The following is a 22,303-nucleotide window of genomic DNA, read 5'->3' on the forward strand; positions in this document are numbered from 1 at the left end:
TGGATTCCGGCACAAGGCCGGGATGACGCCGGAAGTCACTGGAGCCTAGGCACGCTATGGAAGTAGTCTGAGCAAGCACCCTGGTGCCGGGTGGTGGGACGGTGGCGATGTGTTGCACCGCGCTCCGCATGGTGATAGCGCGCGGCGCTTACGGTAGCGCCCCTGACGGGCGCGTCAGCCATGCCCTTTTTTCAGGATGCTCATGTTCATTCCTTCAGCTTATGCCCAGGTCGCCGGCGGCGCCGCTCCCGGTTCCGACCCCTTCGCCCTGCTGGTCAACTTCGCTCCCTTCATCCTGCTGTTCGTCGGCTTCTATTTCCTGATGATCCGCCCGCAACAGCGGCGCGCGAAGGAACTGCGCAACGCGATCGACGCGCTCAAGAAGAACGATCAAGTGATCACCTCGGGCGGGATCCTGGGCAAGGTCAGCAAGACCACCGACAGCTATGTCGAGTTGGAAATCGCGCCTAACGTCAAGGTTCAGGTCGCGCGCGGCGCGATCACCGAGATCCTGTCGCCGACCACGGCAAAGCCGGCGAACGACTGATGCTCGATTTCCCGCGCTGGAAAGTCCTCTCGATCTTCGGGTTCCTCGCGGTGCTGATGGCGCTCGCGATCCCGAGCTTCTTCCCCGAGGACATGACCAAAGGCTGGCCGGTCCATCCGCGCATCAACCTGGGTCTCGATCTCGCCGGCGGCAGCTATCTGCTGCTCGAAGCGGATACCAGCCAGTTGGTGACCGACCGCGTCAACCTGATGAGCGACAGCGTCGCGACTGCGATGCGCAAGGCGCCCCGGATCGACGTCGGCGATATCACCACCGACGGCGGCAAGGTCAGCTTCATGCTGCGCAACGTCGCTCAGCTGGAGGATGCGCGCCAGCGCCTGTCGCAAATGACCACGGGCGCGCAGATGACCGGGCAGCGCGATTGGGACATCCAGGTCGTCGATTCGACGCGCTTCGTGATTACGCCGACCAAGGCCGGGGTCGACGAGGCGATCGACAGCGCGATGAGCGGCGCGACCGAGGTCGTGCGCCGCCGCATCGACTCGCTCGGCACACGCGAACCGACCATCCTCCGCCAGGGGGCGACGCGTATCGTCGTCCAGGTGCCGGGCCTGCAGGATCCGACCGCGCTCAAGGCGCTGCTGGGCAAGACCGCCAAGCTCGAGTTCAAGCTGGTCGATACGACGGCCGACACCGCCAAACTGGCGCAGGGACAGTCGCCGATCGGCGACCAGATTTTGCCCTATCCGAGTGCCGCGGGCCGCGGCTATCCCTATGTCGGCTATCCGGCGAACAAGGTACCGGTCATCGCGGTGCGCCGCGCCGCGATCATCACCGGTCAGGATCTGACCGACGCGCGCGTCCAGAACGATCCGCAGACCAACGCGCCGGTCGTGGCGTTCCAGTTCAATACCGAAGGCGGCAAGCGCTTCGCCAAGACCACGCAGGAGAACGTCAACAAGCCGTTCGCGATCATCCTCGACGGCTCGGTGATTTCGGCCCCCAATATCGAAGGGCCGATCCTGGGCGGCAGCGGCGTCATCCAGGGCGGCTTCACCTTCCAGAGCGCCAATGATCTCGCGATCCAGCTCAAGTCGGGCGCGCTGCCTGTCGCGCTCAAGGTGATCGAGGAACGCACTGTCGGTCCCGAACTCGGCAAGGACTCGATCGATGCCGGTATCAAGGCGTCGATCATCGCCGTGATCCTGGTCGTCCTGTTCATGCTGGTGACCTATGGCCGGTTCGGCCTCTACGCCAATTACGCCGTGGTCATCAACGTGCTCGTCATCATGGGCGTGCTCGCGGTGCTCAACGGTACGCTGACCTTGCCCGGTATCGCCGGTTTCGTGTTGACGATCGGCACCGCGGTCGACGCCAACGTGCTGATCAACGAACGTATCCGCGAAGAACGACGGCGCGGGCGAAGCGTCATGCAGTCGGTCGAGCTGGGGTATAAGGAAGCCAGCCGCACCATTTTCGAGGCGAACATGACTCACGCCATTTCGGGCGTTGTCATGCTGTTGCTGGGATCGGGCCCGGTGAAGGGCTTCGCGGTCGTGCTGCTGATCGGCATCGCGACCTCGGTGTTCACCGCGGTGACCTTCACCCGCATGCTCGTCGTCCTCTGGCTGCGGAAGCATCGTCCGCAGACCATCAACATTTAAGGGGCCGCTCACCATGCGCCTGCTCAAGATCGTCCCCGACGATACCAATATCGATTTCGTCCGCCTGCGTTATTGGGCGTTCGGGCTGACCACCTTGCTGACCATCGCAGCGGTGGCGCTGGTGTTCATCCACCGCCTCAACATGGGCGTCGACTTTGTCGGCGGCATCATGATCGAAGAGAAGTTCATGGTCGCGCCGAGCGTCGACAAGGTGCGCAAGGTGGTCGACGACCTGAAGGTCGGCGAGGCGTCGCTGCAACAGGTCGGGGGTCCGACCACGCTGTCGATCCGCCTGCCGCGTCCGGAAAGCAGCGATCCGGCGGCGACCAACCAGGTGGTCGAGAAGGTCAAGGCGGCGTTGGCGGCGAACTTCGCCGGCGCGCAATTCTCCAAGCAGGACGCGGTGTCAGGCAAGGTGTCGGGCGAACTCGTGTGGAACGGCATTCTCGCGGTGGTCGTCGCGGTGCTGCTGATCGGGCTGTTCGCGATCTTCCGCTTCGAATGGCAATTCGGCGTCTCGACCGTGGTCGCGATCATGCACGACGTGCTGATGACCCTGGGCTTCTTCGCGCTGACCCAGCTCGAATTCGACCTCAACATCGTCGCCGCGGTGCTGACGATCATCGGTTATTCGATCAACGACAAGATCGTCATCGACGACCGCATCCGCGAGAATATGCGCCGCTATCGCAAGATGGACATGCGCGAGATCATCAACCTGTCGGTCAACGAGACGCTGCCGCGGACCGTGATGACCTCGTTGACCATCCTGCTCGCGCTGGTCGCGCTGCTGATCTTCGGCGGACACGTGCTGCGGGGCTTCACCGCGGCGATGATCCTGGGCGTGATCGTCGGGACCTATTCGTCGATCTACGTGTCGTCGTCTCTGCTCATCACGCTCGGCCTGCGTGCCGAGCCGACGCCGGACAAGCCGGGCAAGCCCAATGCGGCGACCGGGGCGGAGCGCGTCGGACCGGGTAACAACTGATGCGGATGGACCGTGCCCGTAGCGACGGGCCGGTCGTCTCGGGACTGAGCGCGGCCGGCTTTCGCGTCGACGACAATGTCTATCACGCGCTGGCGATCACGCCCGAGCGTGCCGATGGCTGGACGCCACGCCCGCTCGCGGTACTCGATCAGGGCGATTTAGAGCTGGTGCTGGCGCTCGACCCGCGCCCCGAATTCCTGTTGCTCGGAACCGGCCCGACTTTGGTTCGGCCACCGGTGACGCTGGTTCGCGCGCTTGAGGCGCGGGGTATCGGCATCGAGGCGATGGACAGCCGCGCGGCGGCGCGCGCCTGGGGCATGTTGCGCGGCGAGGGACGCTGGGTCGTCGGCGCCTTCTACCCCGTGGCTTGATCCCGGCGCGCGCTCGGCTAGGCTCCGCCCGGGCATAAAAGCTAGGGGAGTCTTGACATGAAGAGGTTGCTGTTCGTGGGCGCGCTGATGACGGCGTTCGCCGCGCCCGTCATGGCGCAAACCGCGCCGACGGTATCGCCGGCAGCGGCACCACCCGCGCCGATCGTCGTGCCGGCACCGCCCCCGCCGCAATTCGCCGCCATCCCTGCGCCCGATTACAACGCCGACGCGGGCTGGCTCTGCCTGCCCGGCCGCCAGGACGCTTGTGCGGTCGACCAGAACGTCACCGTCATCACCGGCGACGGCAAGCGCAAGGTGGTCAAGTTCAAGGCCGACCCTGCGCCCAAATATGATTGCTTCTACGTCTATCCGACCGTGTCGCTCGACCCGACGCCCAACAGCGATCTCAATATCGGGCCGGAGGAAAAGCAGGTCGCGGCATCGCAGGCCGCGCGCTTCAGCGCCAAGTGCCGCGTCTATGCGCCGCTCTATCGCCAGGTCACGCTGACCGCGCTGCGCGACATCATGGCCGGCAAGGCGAGCGCCGCCGACCGCAAGCTCGCCTATCTCGATATCGAGGCGGCGTGGCGCGCCTATCGCGACAAATATCAGGCTGGCCGCGGCGTCGTGCTGATCGGCCACAGCCAGGGAGCAGGGATCCTCAAGCAACTGCTCGCCGAGGTGATCGAGAATGACCCCAGCCAGCGCCGCTTGCTGATCGCTGCCTATCTGCTCGGCACCAATGTCGCGGTGCCGGTGGGCGGCGATGTCGGGGGCGACTTCAAGCGGACTAAGCTGTGCAAGGCGATGGATCAATATGGCTGCGTCGTCAGCTACGTGACCTTCCGTGCCGATTCGCCCCCACCCGAGAATAGCCGCTTCGGCAAGGTGCCACAGCCCGGCATGGTCGCGGCCTGCGTCAATCCGGCGGCACTGGGTGGCGGCAAGGCAGTGACCGATGCGGTCCTTGGCGCCAAGGGCGCAGGACTCGCCAGCGCGCCGATGGGACCGTGGACCAGCGACAATGCACCGGTCACCACGCCGTTCGTCTCGGTGCCCGGGCTGATCTCCGCCGAATGCGTGTCGAACGGCGGGTTCAATTATCTGGCGGTGACGGTGAACGCCAATCCCCAGGATCCGCGCACCGATACGATCGTCGGCGATGTCGTCGTCAACGGCGCGACGCTCAAGGATTGGGGACTCCATCTGATCGACATGCCGGTCGAGATGGGCAATCTGGTGAGCCTCAGCGAATATCAGGCGGCATCCTGGCGCGGGACGCCGTTGGACCTGCCTAAGAAGAAGTGACCAGCGCTTTCAGGTGATCGTACAGGCCGGCGGTGTTCGCTTCCCAAGTGAAGCGCTCGGCGCCGGCCCTGACGGTCATTGGCGGCGTGTGGTCCGACAGCACCGCGGCAATGCCCGAGGCGAACCCGGCCGGGGTGCGCCCGACGATCCGGCCATAAGCGCGTTCGGTCACGACTTCCGGGGCGCCGCCGACATCGGGGATCACCACCGGGACGCCGCTGGCGAGTGCCTCGACCCAGGCATTGGCCAGGCCCTCATTCTCGGACGCCAGCGCCATGACGTCGGCGGCAGCGAGTAAGGCCGCCATGTCGCCGTGCGGCACCGCGCCAAGCAGCCGGACGCGATCGGTTAGTCCCAGCGCCGCGATCTTGGCTTCGAGGGCGCCGCGACAGGCACCTTCGCCGGCGATCAGCAGATGCACGTTGGGCAGCGCTGCGATCGCCTCGATGACGATGTCGTGGCCCTTGCGCTCGATCAGCGCGCCGGTCGACACCACCAGCGGTCCGCGAACGTTCAACGCCGCCTTGGCTTCGCCACGATCGCGCGGCGCGAATTGGCCAAGATCGACCCCGGTACGATGGACGCGGATCTGCTTGGCCGGCATGCCCATCGCCACCATGTCGCGCTTCATCGCGTCCGACACGGCGAGCAGCCCGGCGGCGCCCTTGCCCGCGGCGCGGACCTGGCCAGCGGTTGCGGCGGCGGTGCCCCAGTGATGAATGTCGCTGCCCCGCGCCTTGATCGAGACGGGGACGCCGAATCGCCGCCCGAGCGCGACCGCGGCGGGGCCGTCGGGAAAGAAGAACGAAGCGTCGATCACGTCGAAGGCGAACTCGCGCCGCAAATCGGTCAGCAAGGGGGCCAAGGCGCGGATCAGGAAATGGACATGGAGCCGACCGGCGGTAGCCGGCATCGCGAGGAAGCGCGGCCGGTAAACGTCGACGCCCTTCCATTGCTCGCCCAGCGGGAGCGCCGCCAGCTGGGCATGGCGGCCGCGCAGCGCGAGCGGAAAGGGGGGCAGTCCGATCGGCGCCACCACGCGCAACTCGACATCGGGATGCGCGGCCAGCCCCAATGTCTGGCGCTCGACGAACACCCCGAAATTGCGCCGGCCGGCGTCGGGAAACAGGGTCGAAAGCGTGAGGACGCGCAGCATCCGTCTGTTCTAAACCCGATATGGTTAATGAGGGCTAGAGCGGCCCAAGTTCAAACGCGCGTATCGCCGGGATAAGCGAACAGGACGTCGCTTCCTATCGCGGCGTGGACGTGCGCCGTCCCGCTGACCGTCACGCATTCGCCGGCACGCCACGCGACGCCGTCAGCGACGCCTTCGCCCTTGAGCGGGGTGAGCCAGCCGGTGACGCCATCCGGCAAGGTGACCGTCCGATCGCCGCCGGTCCAGCGTTCGAGCACGAATTTCGGGCCCTCGCACAGGATCGTGCGGCCTTGCTCGACTTCGCCGACGATCGGCTCGGGCACGAATGGATTGGGATCGGCGACCTTCAACCCCGCATCGAGATGGAGTTCGCGGTCGCTGCCATAATCGTACAGGCGATAGGTCAGATCGACATTCTGCTGGACCTCGACCAAGGTGATGCCGCCGCCGATCGCATGGACGGTGCCGGCCGGCGAATAGAGGAAGTCGCCGGCCTTGACCGGCTTCCAGTCGAGCATGTCGACGATCGATCCGTCGAGCGCGCCCGCGCGCAGCTTCTCGCGCGTGGTCGGCTCCTTCGTACCGAGCGCGATCGTCGCGTCCGGTTCGGCGTCGAGAATCACCCAGCATTCATCCTTGCCGCGCGGATAGCCCGCCGCGCGCGCCGCTTCGTCATCAGGATGGTCCTGGACCGACAACCGGTCGCTGGTGAACAGATATTTGATCAGCAGGTCGGGCGTGCCCGCGTCCGGAGTCTGGAACCATATCTCGCCGACCGGGTCGCCGCCGGGCGCCGGATCGCTGAAGCCTGGCCATAAAGTGTGCCGGCCCCACGGCTTTTCGACGCGTTTGGTGGCAAGCAAGGTGGCGGTCATCGGTCAAAGCCCTCCCGGTTAACGGTTTCAGGATGCGAACGCATGGACCCGGCGACTGATCCCGCGCAACGTCATCGCAACGCGACGGGCCGCGTAAAAGGATAGTTTGCGCCCCGCGCGCGCTGCGCTAAGACCACGCGCCATGCGTATTGCCAAGTCCCGTCCCGTCGCGTTCGCGCTCATCGCTCTCCTCGCTTTGCCAATGGCGGGCTGCGCCGGCCGCGGCGGCGGCCTGAAGAAGGGCGACGTGCCCTATATCGCGCGCGATGTCGGCACGCTCTACACGCTCGCCAAGACCCGGCTCGACCAGGGTCGATACAAGGAAGCGGCGGTGCTGTTCGACGAAGTCGAGCGCCAGCATCCTTACTCGATCTGGGCACGCCGCGCGCAGCTGATGAGTTCGTTCAGCTATTATATGGACACCGACTACACGCAGTCGATCCAGTCGGCGCAGCGCTTCCTGGCGGTCCATCCCGGCAATCGCGACGCGCCTTATGCTTATTACCTGGTGGCGCTCGGCTATTACGAGCAGATCGCCGACGTCACCCGCGACCAGAAGATCACCCAGCAGGCGCTCGACGCGCTGGGCGAATTGGTCCGCCGCTATCCCAACACCAAATATGCCGCCGATGCCCGGCTCAAGATCGATCTGGTCCGCGACCACCTCGCGGGCAAGGAAATGGAGATCGGCCGTTTCTACGAAACGCGCGGCCAGTGGCTGGCGGCGACGCTCCGCTTCCGCGCGGTGGTCGACGGCTATCAGACCACGACTCACGTGCCGGAGGCGCTGATGCGCCTGACCGAAACCTATCTCGCGCTCGGCGTGCCCGAGGAAGCGCAGAAATCGGCCGCCGTGCTCGGCGCCAATTATCCCGGCACCGACTGGTACAAGCGCGCCTATAAATTGATGGAAGACCATCCCTATAAGCCGACGGCGCCGCTGGCGGCGGGCGAATTGCCGATCCCGGTCGGCTTCAAGGACGCCCAGCCGATCGCGCCGGGCACGCCGGGCGTCGCTGCCAAGGACGAAGGTCGCGGTTCGACCGGCACCAGCAACACCGGCGGCGCGGGCAATGGCCCGATTCCGAAGTAAGGTTTAGCCTCTCCACTTATTAGCCCTCTCCCGCGCGCGGGAGAGGGTTGGGTGAGGGTCTTCTTCCTTCTTCCATGCGTATGTCGAGACAGAAGAAGAAAGAAGACCCTCACCCTCCCACCGCCTTACGGCGGCGGGCCCCTCCCTCTCCCGCAAGCGGGAGAGGAGAAAAGCGCCTCTCTCCCCTGAGCGTGCGCGACAAATTAGCGGGATGACCCGGCATCATTTTTGCCGCTAAGGATGGCGCGATGCTGACCTCGCTCGCCATTCGGGACGTTGTGCTGATCGAAGCGCTCGAACTCGATTTCGGCGCCGGGCTGGGCGTGCTGACCGGAGAGACCGGCGCGGGCAAGTCGATCCTGCTCGACGCGCTGGGGCTCGCACTTGGCGCGCGCGCCGATAGCGGGCTGGTCCGCCAGGGCGCGGCGCAGGCGGTGGTCACCGCCAGCTTCGACACGCCGCATGATGGCGGTCCGATCGCCTCTTTGCTCGCCGAGAATGCGCTCGAGATCGATCCGGGCGAGCCGCTGATCATCCGCCGTATCGTCAAGGCCGATGGCGGCAGCCGCGGTTTCGTCAACGACCAGCCGGCCTCGGCCGGATTGCTGCGCGAACTCGCGCAATATCTGGTCGAGGTGCACGGCCAGCATGACGATCGCGGGCTGCTCAACCCGCGCGGTCACCGAGCCTTGCTCGACGCGTTCGGGCGCAGCCATGCCGGATTGGCGGCGCAAGCCTATCGCGCCTGGCGCGACGCCGAGGATGCGCTGGCAGTGGCGCGCGCGGAGATCGATGCCGCGGCGCGCGATCGCGACTATCTCGCGCATGCCGTCGCCGAACTGCGCCAACTCGCCCCCGAACCCGGCGAGGAAGAATCGCTGGCCGAGCGCCGCCGCTCGATGCAGCGCGCCGAGAAGATTGCCGAGGATATGGTAGCGCTCGACGAGTATCTGGCCGGCTCGGACGGCGGGCTTGCCCGGCTGCGTCAGGCCGCGCGGGTGCTCGAGCGAGTTGCCGATGCGCATCCTGCGCTGGGCGAAGCGCTGGAAGCGCTCGACCGCGCGATCAACGAAGGCGCGCTGGCCGAGGATCAACTCGCGGCCGCGCGCGCCGCGTTGATGTTCGATCCGCGCGCACTCGAAGAGGATGAGGCGCGGCTGTTCGATCTCCGCGCGATGGCGCGCAAGCATCGCGTCCAGCCCGACGATCTCGCGCAACTCGCCGAGGACATGGCCGGGCGGCTCGCGACGATCGAGGCGGGGGAGGAAGGGCTCGCCCAACTCGATCGCCGGGTGGCCGAAACCCGCACTGCCTATGAAGCGGCGGCTGACGCTTTGTCCGCCGAACGCCATGCCGCGGCCGCACGGCTCGATGCGGCGGTGGCGGGCGAGCTCGCCCCGCTCAAGCTCGATGCCGCGCGCTTCCGCACGATGATCGAGACCTTGCCCGACGAGCAATGGGGGCCGGGCGGCAAGGACCGTGTCGAGTTCGAGATCGCGACCAATCCCGGCGCGCCGTTCGCGCCGCTGACCAAGATCGCGTCGGGTGGCGAATTGTCGCGCTTCATCCTCGCGCTCAAGGTCAGTCTGGCCGAGGAAGGCGGGGCGGCGACGATGATCTTTGACGAGATCGATCGCGGCGTCGGCGGCGCGGTCGCCTCCGCGATCGGCGAACGGCTCGCGCGATTGGCCGATCGCACGCAATTGCTGGTGGTCACGCACAGCCCGCAAGTCGCGGCGCGCGGCGGGCAGCATTATTTCATCGCCAAATCCTCCGACGGCCTGGTCACGCGCACCGGCGTGAGCGCGCTCGACAGCGCGGCGCGGCGCGAGGAGATTGCCCGCATGTTGTCGGGCGCGACCATCACCGACGAGGCGCGCGCCCAGGCCGAACGCCTGCTCGAGGCGGCATGACCGCGTCGCGTTCCTCGCGCGCCGCCTGGACGCTCGGCGCAGCATAATGGGAACGTTCGACCTGATCTTCGTTGCGGTGCTGATCGTCGCCGCGATCTGGGCGATGACCTGGTTTCCCGACATTCCCGGCGGCACCGAAGGACATCACGAAGCGCTCACGGCGCGATACGAAAAGAGCGATGACGGTGCGATCGACGATCATCCGACCTATGGCGATGCGGCGGTTGCTTATGTCGACCGCATCGTCGACCGGCAATTGACGAAGGCGCGCGGAATCCTTTCGTTCGACGGCTTGATCCTGGCCTTTCTCGGCCTGATCGCGCGTAACACGGCAAGGCTGGACATCGCGACCGCGCATATGGTGCCCGTCCTGCTGCTGATGGGGTTGCTGGCCGGATCGAGCGCGATCTGTCTGTTCCTGTTTCGCGCGCGCTGGGGCTATGTCGCCAACTTCACGACCTTTTCGCGCGAAATCGCGGCCACGCTCGCGCTCACGCGGCGGCGCTCATACTGGATCGAGCGAACAGTGCGGCTGTCGCTGCTGTCGTTGGCCGGGATCGTCGTGCTCGTGGTGGCGACGGTAGTCGGGCACTAGAACTAGATCGCAGCCGAACTCCTCTCCCTCGCTGGGAAGGAAATTCAGAAAGGGATCTTCACTTTCGCCATGATAGCTTTCGAGGTGAATCCGCCGACATCGCGCGAGGTTGTGCCGAGGCCGGCTTTGGCGCCTCCGGGAAGATCGACGACCGAGCGGACCGGTTTTTCGGCGAAATCGGGCATCCGGCTGGTGTCGATATCCATCATCTTGCGGCGCGCACAGACGACGATATCGTCGCCGGGGTTGTCGACGCCGCATGCATTGTCGGCGGCTTTGGGCTTGGCCTTGGCCAGGTCGAACCCGTTGAGATCGTTGCCGGAATGGATTGTCCGCTCGCCGGTGACGGGCGCCGCCTGCATCGCGAGGAGGACGATCAGCATCGCCGTCGAACTTGCCGGACGCGCATGGCGCAATTGCGGCGAGCGGCGCGGTTTCCTGCGCCGCATTGGCTGCTAAAGAAAGGCGCATGACGATTCCGCTGCCCGCCAACGATGAAGCCGCCGCTCAGGAACTCGAGCAGCTCGCGGCGGAGATCGCGCACCATAACCGGCTTTATCATGCCGACGACGCGCCGGAGATTTCGGACGCAGACTATGACGCGCTGATGCGCCGCAACAGCGCGATCGAGGCGGCATTCCCGCATCTGATCCGCGACGATTCGCCCAGCCGCAAAGTTGGCGCCGCGCCTGCCGGACACCTCGCCAAGGTGGCGCATGCGCGGCCGATGTTCAGCCTGGACAATGCCTTTGATGACGCGGAGGTCGGCGATTTCGTCGGCCGCGTCCGCCGCTTCCTCAATCTGGGCGAAGGCGAAGCGATCGCGCTGACTGCCGAACCCAAGATCGACGGACTGAGCTGCTCGCTGCGCTACGAAATGGGGCGACTGGTCCAGGCGCTGACGCGCGGCGATGGCCAGATCGGCGAGGACGTCACTGCCAACGTCCGCACGATCGACGATATCCCCGCGACGCTTCCCGCCGGCGCGCCCGAATTGTTCGAGGTGCGCGGCGAAGTCTATATGGAGAAACAGGCGTTCGCCGCGCTCAACGCGCGCCTGCTCGCCGAAGCCGAGGACACCGGCAAGGAAGCGCGCCAATTCGCCAATCCCCGCAATGCCGCGGCCGGGTCGCTGCGCCAGAAGGACGCGGCCGTCACCGCATCGCGTCCATTGCGTTTCTTTGCCTGGGGGTGGGGGGATGCCAGCGCGCTACCGGGCGACACGCAATCGGCGGTGATCGCCGCGATCCGCGACTGGGGCTTTCCCGTCACGCGCCAGTTCCAGCCGGGTGGCACGCTCGACCAAGCATTGGCCACCTATAAGGCGATCGAGGCTGAGCGCGCCGATTTGCCGTTCGACATCGACGGCGTGGTCTACAAGGTCGACCGGCTCGACTGGCAGGCGCGATTGGGGTTTGTCGGCCGCGCGCCGCGCTGGGGGCTGGCGCACAAATTCCCCGCCGAGCGCGCGCAGACGACGCTCGAGCGGATCGACATCCAGGTCGGGCGGACCGGCAAGCTGACCCCGGTCGCGCGGCTCGAGCCGGTGACGGTCGGCGGCGTCGTGGTGACCAACGCGACGTTGCACAATGCCGACGAGATCGCGCGGCTCGGCGTGCGGCCGGGCGACCGCGTCGTGCTGCAGCGCGCGGGCGACGTCATCCCGCAGATCGTCGAGAATCTGACCCGCGACGAGCCGCGCGATCCCTGGACCTTCCCGACCCATTGCCCGGAATGCGGCTCGGAAGCTCTGGCCGAGGAAGGCGAGGTCGATATCCGCTGCACCGGCGGGTTGATTTGTCCTGCGCAACGCCAGGAGCGGCTGCGCCATTTCGTCAGCCGAGGCGCGCTCGACATCGAAGGGCTGGGCGACAAGACGATTCGCGAATTCCTCGATCTCGGCTGGATTGCCGAGCCCGCTGACATCTTCCGCCTCGCCGCGTATCGCGAGGAACTGCTTGGCCGAGAGGGATGGAAGGAGAAATCGGTCGACAATCTGCTCGAGGCGATCGAGGCGAAGCGCGCGCCCGATCCGGTGCGGCTGTTGTTCGGGCTGGGCATCCGGCATGTCGGCGTGGTCACCGCGCGTGACTTGCTGAAGCGCCATGCCACCCTGCCGGAGATCAAGGCGCTGGCCGACGAGATCATCGCACTCCGCGACAGCATCGTCCCCGCGCTGGCGGAAGACGAGCAGAAATTCCGCGCGCGGCGCGACAAGGCGATCGCCGAGCATATCGGCGTCGACAATGTCGGTGCCGCGGTCGGCAATGCGCTGGCCGATTTCTTCCACGAGCCGCATAACCGCGCGGTGTGGGATGACCTGCTGGCGGAAGTCAGCCCGCCCGCCTTTGTCTTCAAGGCGCGCGAATCACGCGTCAGCGGCAAGACCGTCGTGTTCACCGGAAGTCTCGAGACGATGAGCCGCGACGAGGCCAAGGCCCAGGCCGAAGCGCTCGGCGCGCGGGTGTCGGGATCGGTGTCGGCGAAGACTGACCTCGTGGTCGCGGGGCCTGGGGCCGGCTCAAAGCTCAAGAAAGCGGCCGAACTCAATATTGAAGTCATGGATGAGGCCGGATGGGCCGCAATCGTGGCGGACGCGGGATGATGCTTTTTTGCAACGCAGCATGGCTTAATCCACAGTAATCTCATCGCCCTCTTGCGTTGTCATTCAACCGAAATATTCAGTCTCCATGGGCCCTCGCGACGGTGAAACAACGCCGCGCTCAACAGCGACTCGCGCCCAAAGGGGAATATAATGCGGACTCAATTTCTTATTGGCGTGGCTGCGGCCGCGATCATGCTTCCGGGGGCAGCCTTTGCGCAGTCGGCCGGTTCGGCGGACTTCGAAGGCGACATCGTTATCACCGCGACGACCAATTCCAAGGGCGTCGGCGGCATGCAGATTCCGGACACGACCAAGGCGCGCGGCGTGCTGAACCAGGAGTTCATCTCGCGTCAAACCCCGGGCAACTCGATCCTCGACACGATCAACGCACTGCCGGGCGTCAGCTTCCAGAATAACGATCCGTTCGGTTCGGGCGGCGGCACGCTGACCATCCGCGGCTTCGATTCGTCGCGCATCGCGCTGACTTTCGACGGCGTTCCGTTGAACGACACGGGCAATTACGCACTCTATTCGAACCAGCAGCTCGACCCCGAATTGATCGAGCAGGTCAATGTCAGCTACGGCTCGACCGACGTCGACAGCCCGACCGCCGCGGCATCGGGCTCGACCGTCAACTATCGCACGATCATGCCGACCGACGAATTCGGTGCGCGTCTGCAGGGTTCGATCGGCGACTACAATTTCTTCCGCATTTTTGGCCTGATCAACACGGGCGAGTTCACCAAGTTCGGCACCAAGGCCTGGCTGTCGATGAGCCACGCCGAGAACAACGTGGTGTTCAACAACTTCGGCAAGATCCGCAAGGCGCAGTATAACGGCCGCGTCTATCAGCCGATCGGTTCGAACGGCGACTTCATCTCGATCGCGGCCAATTACAACGTCAACCGCAACAACTTCTTCGGTTCGGCGCCGCTGCGGTACGACACGCGCAATCTTACCCAGATCACTGCGCCGCGCGCGGGTGCGCCGGTTGTCGGAACGCCGACCGATCCTGCTATCACCACGCTCAATCCTTTCCTGATCGACAACGGCTTGCGGACACCCGGAACGGGATCGGGCAACCGCTTCCCCTTCAGCCGCGATGAGCTGCCTTACTCGATCGCGCGCTGCCAGACGAAACAGGGCACATTCGGCGTTGCCGACGCGCCGGGCACCGTCAACGATCCGACCGCTTCCAACAACAACATAGCGTGCGGCACGAGCTTCGATGAGCGATACAATCCGTCGAATACCGGCAATATCCGCATCAGTTCGCGCTTTACGCTCGCCCCCGGCCTTGTCCTGACGGTCGAGCCGAGCTTCCAGTACGTCAAGGCGAACGGCGGCGGCACGGTTACCGGTCGCGAAACCGTCGGCTATACGCAGACCGCGAATGCGACGCGTGGCGCGATCACCACGCCGCTCTACGGCTTCATCGGCGGCCAATATTATCTTGGCACCGATCTGAACGGGGACGGCGACAAGCTCGACACGGTCACCCTTTTGGCGCCAAGCCAGACGGTCACCCATCGCTACGGCTTGATCTCGTCGCTGCGTTACGATCTGAACGAGAACAACTCGATCCGTATCGCCTATTCGCACGATTACGGCCGTCACCGTCAGACGGGCGAGCTCGGCAAATTGCAGGCGAACGGCGTGCCGTTCGACGTGTTCCCGATCAACAATGGTCTCACCGCGACGAATGGTCGCCTCGTCGAGAAGCGCGACCGGTTGTCCTACGCAATCCTCGATCAGGTCGCGGGCGAGTATCGCGGCACGTTCGGCGGATTGACCCTGAACCTCGGCGTCCGCGCACCCTGGTTCAAGCGCAACCTCAACAACTTCTGCTTCACCACGGCAGCGAACGGCAACGTCGACTGCCTCGGCCGCGGCAACAGCGCCGACAACACGGTCTATGCTACGGCGAACCCACTTGCGTCCGCACCCCAGCGCCGCGTGTTCACCTACAATCGGGTGCTGCCGAACGCCGGCGCGACCTATAAGTTCGGCGGTGGTTTCACAGCTTACGTAAACTATTCGAAGGGCCTGCAGGTCCCTGGCACGGATAACCTGTATCAGAGCTTTTTCTATGCCCTGAGCAATCCGGCGGCGCATCCGACCCCGGAGACGACGGACAATTTCGACGCCGGTGTCCGCTACACGACCAGCAAGATCCAGGCGACGATCAGCCCGTGGTACACGCGCTTCACCAATCGTCTGGCGAGCGCCTATGACGTCACCACCGACCAGACGATCTATCGCAACCTGGGTCGCGTGGACAAATACGGCATCGATGCCAGCTTCGCTTATCGTCCGATCCGCGAAGTCCTTGTCTATGCCTGGGGCTCGTATCTTAAGTCTGAAATCAAGAATGACGTTGTGATCGGCGAGTGCGCCAATACTCAGACCGTGAACTGCACCTCGGTCGGTGCGCCGATCTACGCCGCGACGGCCGGCAAGCGCGAATCGGGTTCGCCCACCTATACCTACGGCCTGCGTTTGCAGGGTGATGTTGGCCCGCTCTCACTTGCGCTTCAGGGCAAGGTCACTGGTCCGCGCTATCTGAATGATCAGAACCTGCCGAACCTGCAGTGCACCGCGTCGCTTGTGAACCAGGTCTGCCCGACGCTGGCGAACACTAGCGGCACGACGACGGCGTTCGCCGGGACGCGTGGCTTCGTCTATCAGGTCTATGGCGCGAAGACGCCGGCTTATGGCACCGTCGACTTCGACGCTCGCCTTAAGCTCGGTTTCCTCGGCCTGAACGATAAGACCTTCTTCCAGGTCAACGTCCAGAACATCTTCAATAAATACTATGTCGGCGGCTTCACCGGTGGCTCGACGGTCCAGTACTCGGTACCGTTCGTCCAGATCGGCAGCCCGCGCGCTTTCATCGGCACGCTGAACTTCCAGTTCTGATTTGAACCGATCGACGGACTAAGGGCGCCGCTCCTGCCTTCGGGCAGGGGCGGCGCTTTCTTTTGCCAGCGACGGATCGGTTGGGGATTGAGGCCGCGCCGCGATGGCTGAAGCGTCAGGCCCGGGCGGTTCGCAATCCCAACCAGCGGGCGATGCCCGACCAGCGTTTCAGTCCGCGCTCGACCGCGAGCACCACCAGCAGCGACGCGCCGAACAGCGGCATCGCCAGCCCGAGCGCGACAATCACTGCGATCAACACGGCGTGGAAGCGCGGGCGCGACAGCGGCAAAGGTGCGCCAAGTCGCCCCGAAGGGCGACGCCGCCACCATGAAATTACTCCCGATACGCTCAGCGTCATCAGCATCAGCGCGCCAAGCGTGATCAGCATTTGATTGGCAATGCCGAACAACTGGCCCTCATGCGTCGCGATGCCATAGCCAACCGCGCGGTCGATCCAGTGGCGTTCGCCAAAGTCCTTGCGCGCCAGCACGGCGCCGGTCGCGCCGTCGACCACTGCTTGTGCGCGTAACGGCCGGTCGGCGGCGTCGGATGAGATGGTCCAGCTGTGTGGCTCCTTGCCCGGCGGCGATACGAGCACCGGCGGCGCGAAGTGGAGTGCTGTCGCCACGGTGACCGCGCGATTCAGCTCTCCCGGCCGGACGCCTTGGTGCGCCATTGCCATGCCGATATGTCCGGCATGATCGCCGAGCATCGGGTCGTCGGCGGGTTTGCGGCCGCCAATCGTCCAGTCGACCGGCCCGTCGAGCGTGCCGGTCACCGTCCGGATTTCCTTGAAATAGCTTCCCCATGCTTTTGCCCAAGGCAAGCCGGTGGCGATCACGAACAGGGCGAGCAGAGACACCCAGATGCCGGTCACCGCGTGCAGATCGCGCCAGAACAATCGCCGGCCGCCCGACAGGCGGGGATAGAGCAGGCCCGCATATCCCTTTCGTCCTCGCGGCCACCAGAGATACAGGCCCGTCAGGATCATCACGAGGGTCCAACAAGCCGCGGTCTCGACGATGTAGCTACCCCAGGTGCCGGCGAGCAGCTCGCCGTGCAGGCGCGACACGATTTGCATCGGTCGATCGTCTTCGGCCACGACCTTGAGCGGTATCAGCCTGTAGGGATCGACATAGACACGCCGATCCCCGCTATCGGTGCCGACCAGGACTCGCACCGCTGCCCTATCCGATTGCGGCAGCTCATATTTGTGCAGCCGCGATCCCGGCACTGCCGCCACCGCAGCCGCGGCGATCGCCTCGGGCGTCGCGCGCGTAGCGATGGGGACGAGCGAGTCGTAAGGCCGGTCGAGCCACGCCTCGATCTGCGGCCGCCAGGCGTAGATGCTGCCGGTGATCGCCAGCCACAAAACGAACGGGACGCAGAACATCCCCGCATAGAAATGCCAGCGCCAGACCGCATTGTACCAGCGCGAGCCGGGCGGCCGGACGCTCATAGCTTGATCGTCAGGTCGGCGTGGAACGTCCGCTGCGGAAAGGGGTGGAACAGGAAGTATTTGTCATTGTTGACATTATCCACGCCGAGCCCGAGCGCATACTTCTTCGCGACGACAAATTGCGCGCGCAGGTCGACGACGAAGAATTTGTAGAAGCCCTGATAGGTGTTGCCGACCACGTCTTTATTGTCGAGCTGGCCGTACATCCGGCTCGAATAGCGCGCCGCCGCCGACAGCGAGACGCCATCGACCGGCCGCCAGGTCGCGACCGCATTTGCCTTCCAGCGCGGTACGGTCGGGATCAGCTTGCCGACCGCCGCCGGAAGACCGGGATCGGCGCGCGTCGTGGCGTCGGCATAAGTCACGCTCCCCGACAGATCGATGCGCGGGATCAGGTCGTTGCGGACGACGGCCAGTTCCACGCCACGCGCTCGAGTGCGGTCGACATTCTGGACGAAGCTTGCGGTGAGCGTCCCGCCGCTGACCGCCGTGAGGGTGCCGGTCTGCGATAAGAGTGCATCGGTCACGACCTCGTTGAACAGGGACAAGCGAATCGATCCCTTCGCATCCACGCGTTCGATGGCGAGCTCGGCCGAACGAGCATGTTCCGGCTTGAGGTCGGGATTGGGGATTGCGCCGAGCACGCCGCTGGTGACGAGTTGATAGAGTTCGCCGACCGTTGGGAAGCGCCAGGCATCGCCATAGGACAGCTGCACCTTCCACTTGTCGGCGGGCTTCCAGGCCAGTGACGCCTTGGGCGAAAAGCGGGCGGCTGAGTGTTCGGATTGGATATTGGATACAATCGGCGAGGCCGAGAAATTGACCCCGTCATAGGCGCGCCACCATTCGTAGCGGCCGCCGAGCGTCAGCGTCAGCCTGGGCAGAAGGTCGAGCGCGTCCTGCGCCCACAAGGCAGCGGTGCGCGTCTTCCCCAGCGACTGCTGGTTCAGCGCGCCGTCGGTGCCCTTGATCCAGTCGGTCGTCGCATAGCGATTGCTAGCCAGTACGAACCGGTCCCAATGCGCACCGGCGCTCAGCACATTGCCGCCGCGACTCCAGGCCGCCTTGGCATCGAGCGTGTCCCATCCGGTGCCGTCGAGCCGGGTGACGTTGCCGGCACCGCCCGACAAAGCGGCGGGTAGGGAGCCCGTCGGCACCCGCTGCTCGTCATCGGCGAAGCGGTAGCGCGTTCCGATCACTTGCCAATCGACGGCGCCGGCCGATCCCCCGAGCGACACGGCGTGCGACCAGTGGCGCTGGCGCGATAGGTAGGTGCCGCTGGCGAACGATGCCGAGGGATAGGCGGGGAGGCCGGTCGCGGTCGCCGTCAGATAGCTCTCGGCGCTGGCATTGGTGCGGTTGAGGAACAGCCCGCCGACATAGGTCAGGCGAATATCGCTGCTCAGGTCGAGCGCGGCCTTGAGCTTGACGCGATCCTGCCCCTGACGCTCGATCCCGCTCGACCCCAGGATAGTGATCGGCTGTCCCGTCCGGTTGCGATCAGGGATCGCCCCGACCACGCCCGGGCCCGCGGCGCCGGTGACATAGCCGATCGGCTGCGAACGACTCGTGACGTGATCGTAGCTCGCGAACAGCGCCAGCGGGCCGAAGCGATCACCGATCGTCAGCCCCGCCTGATAGGCCGGATAGGTATCGCGCCGCCCATAGAGGTCATAGGTCTGGACGCTGACCCCCGCGGTCGCGGTCGCCTCGAGTTCGTCGGGTAGGCGCGTCGTGATATTGACCACCGCGCCGATAGAATTGCCCGGATAGGCCGCTGAGAACGGCCCATAGAGCACGTCGATCCGCGCCACCTCCTGCGGGCTGACCGCGCTCCACCGCGGGCTGGCCGAGGTGTTGTTGTTGCCGATCAATGCCGACAGCAACGCGCCATCGGCATAGATCAGGCTGCGTGCGCTGGCGCCCAGGCCGGCGGTGCGCGTCGCCAGCGGCGCCTGGGTGTCGCCGATATGGCGTTTGCGCACGATCAGGCTGGGCAGATATTTGAGCGTGTCTTCGACGTTCATCGCGTTGACCGTCCGCGCGATCGTGTCGGCGTCGACCGACGCGCGTGTCGAGGGTGCGTTCTCGATCGTCTGTTGCTGGCGTTGCGCGGTGATCAATATGTCGTCGCGGCGGTCGTCGCCTGGCGCGGGGTCATCGGCGGCATGCGCGGGCAGCGCGATGGCGCTCGCCATCGCGGCGAGCGACGCGCACCACAGGGTGCGCTTGGCAATAGTCACAATCATTCCCCTTACTGAATCGCTCAAGCTGCCGGAGGCAGCGTCGGTTCAGGCGAGGGAAGGCGGTCCGGTGGCGGGAGGCGGAGGCGCGGCGAGGCCGCGGCCGGGGAAGGCGTCGATCGGATCGAGCGTCGGCGCGGCTCCGGGCGCGAAGATCGGCGCGGCTAGCGTAACGAGCGTCGGCGGCACGTCGGCAATGCCGAGCCCCGAAAAGGCGCAAACGTGGTCGCCGGGCTGGCTTTTGCCTGGCGCCTTGTGATGCAGCTTGCCATCGGGCGACAGCACCATGGCGTCGTCGGGGCCGGTGCCGTTGCAGACGGTGATCTCGATCCCGCCGGCAGCGTTGACCACCGGCATCCACCCGTCGGGAGCGACGCTGCGCACCAGCAACGCGGCCACCAGCAACACCAGCCAGCCGAAGCGGCGGCCAAGCATGTCGGGGCGAGTGGCGGGATTCATTGCGGGGCTGCTCCTAAGCAAAAGACCGCGCCGATGCCATTGATATTCCTGTCCATGGACAACCGCCCACAGGCGATGCTTTGCGTGGCCGGTCCGGCCGGTATAAAGGGACCAGCCCGATGGCCACGATTTCCTCTCCCGTGCCGGCGCCGGCCGACACCTCATTGACGGGCCAGAAGCGCCGCTTCTGGACTCCCGCGATCTTTTCGCGTCCGTTCTTCGAGGACAAGAGTCGTGCGTTCTGGATCCTGCAGGGTGTCGGCTGGGGCGGCTATCTGCTGCTTCGCTCGGTGTCGTCGGTGTCCAATGGCGCACCGATGTCGGCGTTGGTCCCCGGGATCATCGAATCGATCGTCGGCTATTGCATCACGTTGCTGCTTTCGACCCTGTACGGTTATTATCGCCGCCTGCCGCGGATCAGCGCGATCCTGCTGACGGTGGTGACGCTGGCCGGCGCGACGTTCCTGGCGGCGGTGCTCAACGGTTTCTCCTACAGCATCATGAAGGACAATCCGGGCCTCAACCTGGGCCTGGTATTCGGCCAGCTGTTCCTCAATTTCACCGTGTTGGCGGGATGGTCGGCGCTCTATTTCGGGATCAATTTCTATCTGATCGTCGAACAGCAGGCCGACCAGCTGCTGGTGCTCGGCAATCAGGCGTCGTCGGCGCAGCTGGCGATGCTGCGCTATCAGCTCAACCCGCATTTCCTGTTCAACACGCTCAATTCGATCTCGACCCTGGTGCTGCTCAAGGAAACCGAGCGCGCCAATGCGATGCTGTCGCGGCTGGCCGACTTCCTGCGCTTCACCTTGATTTACGAGCCGACCGCGAACGTGACGGTCGCGCAGGAGGTACATACGCTCAAACTCTATCTCGAGATCGAGAAGATGCGGTTCGAAAAGCGCCTGCGCCCGGTATTCGAGATCGATCCCCGCGCCGAACGCGCGCGTTTGCCCTCTTTGTTGCTCCAGCCATTGGTCGAAAACGCGATCAAATATGCGGTCACGCCGAGCGAGGAGGGGGCGGAAATCGCAGTTTCGGCACGTCTCGTCGGCGAACGGGTCCGGATTACCGTCTCGGACACTGGCCCCGGCTTGATCGAGAGCAAGTTAGGGCCGAGCCTTTCAACTGGCGTGGGGCTCGCCAATATAAGAGATCGGTTGGCTCAGGCGTACGGACCTGACCACCGTTTCGATGCTCGGTCTGCACCAGGGGGCGGCTTTGCTGTGGAGATCGAGATTCCGTACCAGTTGGAAGATCCGAATAGAGAGGCCGCATGACCATAAGAACCATCCTGGTGGACGACGAAGCGCTCGCGATCCAGGGGCTCGAACTCCGCCTTCAAGCGCATGACGATGTCGAGATCATCGATCGTTGCGCCAACGGGCGCGAGGCGATCCGCAGTATCAAGACAAACAAGCCCGATCTGGTGTTTCTCGATATCCAGATGCCGGGATTCGACGGCTTTTCGGTGATCCAGGGCCTGATGGAAGTCGAACCGCCGCTGTTCGTCTTCGTCACCGCTTATTCCGACCACGCCATTCGCGCCTTCGAGGCACAGGCGACCGATTATCTGGTCAAGCCGGTCGAGGAATCGCGTCTTGCCGACACGCTCGACCGCGTCCGCCAGCGCCTGAGCGAGAAGCGCACCGCCGAGGAAGTCGGCAAATACAAGGAAGCGCTCGCCGAGGTTGCGCCGGAAGCAGCTGAGGAGATCGCCGATGGCGGCGAGGTGTCGTCCAATCGCTTCGAAAAGCTGATCAACATCAAGGATCGTGGAAAGATCTTCCGCGTCGACGTCGACACGATCGAGGTGGTCGAAGCGGCGGGCGACTACATGTGCATCAAGACCGGCGACAACACGCTGATCCTGCGCCAGACGATGAAGGATCTGGAAAAGCGGCTCGACCCGCGCCGCTTCCAGCGCGTGCATCGCTCGACGATCGTCAATCTCGACCTTGTCCGACAGGTCAAGCCGCATACCAATGGCGAATGTTTCCTGGTGCTCGATTCGGGCGGCCAGGTGAAAGTCAGCCGCAGCTATCGCGACGTGGTGGCGCGCTTCGTCCACTAGAGCCGAGCGGGGAGGGTCACGTCGGCTCTCCCCGCTCGCTCCGCCGGATTCCCATCGCTTGACCAGTGCGGAA

18 protein-coding genes are annotated in these 22,303 nt (G+C 65.0%); 12 read left to right on the top strand and 6 right to left on the bottom strand.

The window, feature by feature from the left end; translation table 11 throughout:
• Positions 1-202: 202 nt before the first annotated feature.
• The 5 genes from yajC to AC1DQQ_RS00710 are packed head-to-tail and all read left to right on the top strand — an operon-like array spanning position 203 to position 4,839.
• The gene (gene yajC, locus AC1DQQ_RS00690) at positions 203-547 is read left to right on the top strand and encodes a preprotein translocase subunit YajC (protein WP_478027635.1); all 345 of its coding nucleotides are present in this window, start codon (positions 203-205) and stop codon (positions 545-547) included.
• On the top strand, positions 547-2,172 hold the full coding sequence (gene secD, locus AC1DQQ_RS00695; protein ID WP_478043983.1) for a protein translocase subunit SecD: 1,626 nt from the start codon (positions 547-549) through the stop codon (positions 2,170-2,172). The genes yajC and secD overlap by 1 nt, the downstream gene beginning before the upstream one ends.
• Positions 2,173-2,185: 13 nt before the next feature.
• A complete protein-coding gene (secF, locus tag AC1DQQ_RS00700) occupies positions 2,186-3,160 on the top strand; it encodes a protein translocase subunit SecF (protein WP_478027637.1) in 975 nt (324 codons plus the stop codon).
• Positions 3,160-3,531, top strand: a complete 372-nt coding sequence (locus tag AC1DQQ_RS00705) for an Mth938-like domain-containing protein (protein ID WP_478043984.1) — start codon at positions 3,160-3,162, stop codon at positions 3,529-3,531. Before secF ends, AC1DQQ_RS00705 begins: the two co-directional genes overlap by 1 nt.
• 57 nt (positions 3,532-3,588) lie before the next feature.
• Positions 3,589-4,839 (top strand): DUF3089 domain-containing protein, encoded by a 1,251-nt coding sequence (locus AC1DQQ_RS00710; protein ID WP_478027639.1) that lies wholly within the window; start codon positions 3,589-3,591, stop codon positions 4,837-4,839.
• Here the strand turns inward: AC1DQQ_RS00710 and AC1DQQ_RS00715 are convergent.
• Both AC1DQQ_RS00715 and AC1DQQ_RS00720 read right to left on the bottom strand, forming a co-directional pair.
• Positions 4,826-5,995 carry a glycosyltransferase gene (locus AC1DQQ_RS00715; protein WP_478027640.1) on the bottom strand — a complete coding sequence of 390 codons (1,170 nt, stop codon included), beginning with the start codon at positions 5,993-5,995 and terminating at the stop codon, positions 4,826-4,828. The genes AC1DQQ_RS00710 and AC1DQQ_RS00715 overlap by 14 nt on opposite strands.
• A gap of 50 nt (positions 5,996-6,045) precedes the next feature.
• Positions 6,046-6,870, bottom strand: a complete 825-nt coding sequence (locus tag AC1DQQ_RS00720) for a class I mannose-6-phosphate isomerase (protein WP_478027641.1) — start codon at positions 6,868-6,870, stop codon at positions 6,046-6,048.
• A gap of 142 nt (positions 6,871-7,012) precedes the next feature.
• On the opposite strand from AC1DQQ_RS00720, the gene AC1DQQ_RS00725 reads away from it, so the two are divergent.
• The 3 genes from AC1DQQ_RS00725 to AC1DQQ_RS00735 all read left to right on the top strand — a co-directional run bounded on the left by AC1DQQ_RS00725 (position 7,013) and on the right by AC1DQQ_RS00735 (position 10,471).
• The gene (locus tag AC1DQQ_RS00725; protein WP_478027642.1) at positions 7,013-7,963 is read left to right on the top strand and encodes an outer membrane protein assembly factor BamD; all 951 of its coding nucleotides are present in this window, start codon (positions 7,013-7,015) and stop codon (positions 7,961-7,963) included.
• 248 nt (positions 7,964-8,211) lie between these two features.
• Complete coding sequence (recN, locus tag AC1DQQ_RS00730) at positions 8,212-9,876, top strand: DNA repair protein RecN (protein WP_478043985.1); 1,665 nt, start codon at positions 8,212-8,214, stop codon at positions 9,874-9,876.
• A gap of 46 nt (positions 9,877-9,922) precedes the next feature.
• Positions 9,923-10,471, top strand: coding sequence for a hypothetical protein (locus tag AC1DQQ_RS00735; RefSeq protein ID WP_478043986.1), 549 nt, complete (start codon positions 9,923-9,925; stop codon positions 10,469-10,471).
• A gap of 44 nt (positions 10,472-10,515) precedes the next feature.
• Here AC1DQQ_RS00735 and AC1DQQ_RS00740 read toward each other — a convergent pair whose 3' ends face one another.
• Positions 10,516-10,920: a hypothetical protein gene (locus AC1DQQ_RS00740; protein WP_478043987.1), complete on the bottom strand. Its 405-nt coding sequence runs from the start codon at positions 10,918-10,920 to the stop codon at positions 10,516-10,518.
• Between the two features lie 20 nt (positions 10,921-10,940).
• On the opposite strand from AC1DQQ_RS00740, the gene ligA reads away from it, so the two are divergent.
• Together ligA and AC1DQQ_RS00750 are read left to right on the top strand one after the other, a co-directional pair.
• Entirely contained in the window at positions 10,941-13,076 is a 2,136-nt protein-coding gene (gene ligA / locus AC1DQQ_RS00745) for an NAD-dependent DNA ligase LigA (RefSeq protein WP_478043988.1), read from the top strand.
• A gap of 150 nt (positions 13,077-13,226) precedes the next feature.
• Entirely contained in the window at positions 13,227-15,995 is a 2,769-nt protein-coding gene (locus tag AC1DQQ_RS00750; RefSeq protein WP_478043989.1) for a TonB-dependent receptor, read from the top strand.
• A gap of 115 nt (positions 15,996-16,110) precedes the next feature.
• On the opposite strand, the gene AC1DQQ_RS00755 is transcribed toward AC1DQQ_RS00750, so the two are convergent.
• Genes AC1DQQ_RS00755 through AC1DQQ_RS00765 form a run of 3 tightly spaced genes read right to left on the bottom strand, consistent with a single transcriptional unit; the run spans position 16,111 to position 20,156 of the window.
• Positions 16,111-17,454: a PepSY-associated TM helix domain-containing protein gene (locus AC1DQQ_RS00755; protein WP_478043990.1), complete on the bottom strand. Its 1,344-nt coding sequence runs from the start codon at positions 17,452-17,454 to the stop codon at positions 16,111-16,113.
• A complete protein-coding gene (locus AC1DQQ_RS00760; RefSeq protein ID WP_478043991.1) occupies positions 17,451-19,697 on the bottom strand; it encodes a TonB-dependent receptor in 2,247 nt (748 codons plus the stop codon). Before AC1DQQ_RS00760 ends, AC1DQQ_RS00755 begins: the two co-directional genes overlap by 4 nt.
• Before the next feature lie 48 nt (positions 19,698-19,745).
• Positions 19,746-20,156 carry a hypothetical protein gene (locus AC1DQQ_RS00765; RefSeq protein WP_478043992.1) on the bottom strand — a complete coding sequence of 137 codons (411 nt, stop codon included), beginning with the start codon at positions 20,154-20,156 and terminating at the stop codon, positions 19,746-19,748.
• Positions 20,157-20,275: 119 nt separating this feature from the next.
• Here AC1DQQ_RS00765 and AC1DQQ_RS00770 point away from each other — a divergent pair, with 119 nt between their 5' ends.
• Both AC1DQQ_RS00770 and AC1DQQ_RS00775 read left to right on the top strand, forming a co-directional pair.
• Complete coding sequence (locus AC1DQQ_RS00770) at positions 20,276-21,436, top strand: sensor histidine kinase (RefSeq protein ID WP_478039865.1); 1,161 nt, start codon at positions 20,276-20,278, stop codon at positions 21,434-21,436.
• Positions 21,433-22,230, top strand: a complete 798-nt coding sequence (locus AC1DQQ_RS00775) for a LytR/AlgR family response regulator transcription factor (protein ID WP_066826631.1) — start codon at positions 21,433-21,435, stop codon at positions 22,228-22,230. Before AC1DQQ_RS00770 ends, AC1DQQ_RS00775 begins: the two co-directional genes overlap by 4 nt.
• Positions 22,231-22,303: the final 73 nt, after the last annotated feature.

This window comes from Sphingomonas sp. P4_G3, from assembly GCF_056401105.1.

Bases quoted from the DNA above. Each gene is read 5' to 3' on its own strand.
- AC1DQQ_RS00705 (WP_478043984.1), top strand. From the start codon at position 3,160: ATGCGGATGGACCGTGCCCGTAGCGACGGGCCGGTCGTCTCGGGACTG.
- AC1DQQ_RS00710 (WP_478027639.1), top strand. From the start codon at position 3,589: ATGAAGAGGTTGCTGTTCGTGGGCGCGCTGATGACGGCGTTCGCCGCG.
- AC1DQQ_RS00765 (WP_478043992.1), bottom strand. From the start codon at position 20,156: ATGAATCCCGCCACTCGCCCCGACATGCTTGGCCGCCGCTTCGGCTGG.
- AC1DQQ_RS00715 (WP_478027640.1), bottom strand. From the start codon at position 5,995: ATGCTGCGCGTCCTCACGCTTTCGACCCTGTTTCCCGACGCCGGCCGG.
- AC1DQQ_RS00720 (WP_478027641.1), bottom strand. From the start codon at position 6,870: ATGACCGCCACCTTGCTTGCCACCAAACGCGTCGAAAAGCCGTGGGGC.
- AC1DQQ_RS00725 (WP_478027642.1), top strand. From the start codon at position 7,013: ATGCGTATTGCCAAGTCCCGTCCCGTCGCGTTCGCGCTCATCGCTCTC.
- AC1DQQ_RS00750 (WP_478043989.1), top strand. From the start codon at position 13,227: ATGCGGACTCAATTTCTTATTGGCGTGGCTGCGGCCGCGATCATGCTT.
- AC1DQQ_RS00740 (WP_478043987.1), bottom strand. From the start codon at position 10,920: ATGCGGCGCAGGAAACCGCGCCGCTCGCCGCAATTGCGCCATGCGCGT.
- yajC (WP_478027635.1), top strand. From the start codon at position 203: ATGTTCATTCCTTCAGCTTATGCCCAGGTCGCCGGCGGCGCCGCTCCC.
- recN (WP_478043985.1), top strand. From the start codon at position 8,212: ATGCTGACCTCGCTCGCCATTCGGGACGTTGTGCTGATCGAAGCGCTC.
- secF (WP_478027637.1), top strand. From the start codon at position 2,186: ATGCGCCTGCTCAAGATCGTCCCCGACGATACCAATATCGATTTCGTC.
- AC1DQQ_RS00735 (WP_478043986.1), top strand. From the start codon at position 9,923: ATGGGAACGTTCGACCTGATCTTCGTTGCGGTGCTGATCGTCGCCGCG.
- AC1DQQ_RS00755 (WP_478043990.1), bottom strand. From the start codon at position 17,454: ATGAGCGTCCGGCCGCCCGGCTCGCGCTGGTACAATGCGGTCTGGCGC.
- AC1DQQ_RS00775 (WP_066826631.1), top strand. From the start codon at position 21,433: ATGACCATAAGAACCATCCTGGTGGACGACGAAGCGCTCGCGATCCAG.
- AC1DQQ_RS00770 (WP_478039865.1), top strand. From the start codon at position 20,276: ATGGCCACGATTTCCTCTCCCGTGCCGGCGCCGGCCGACACCTCATTG.
- ligA (WP_478043988.1), top strand. From the start codon at position 10,941: ATGACGATTCCGCTGCCCGCCAACGATGAAGCCGCCGCTCAGGAACTC.
- secD (WP_478043983.1), top strand. From the start codon at position 547: ATGCTCGATTTCCCGCGCTGGAAAGTCCTCTCGATCTTCGGGTTCCTC.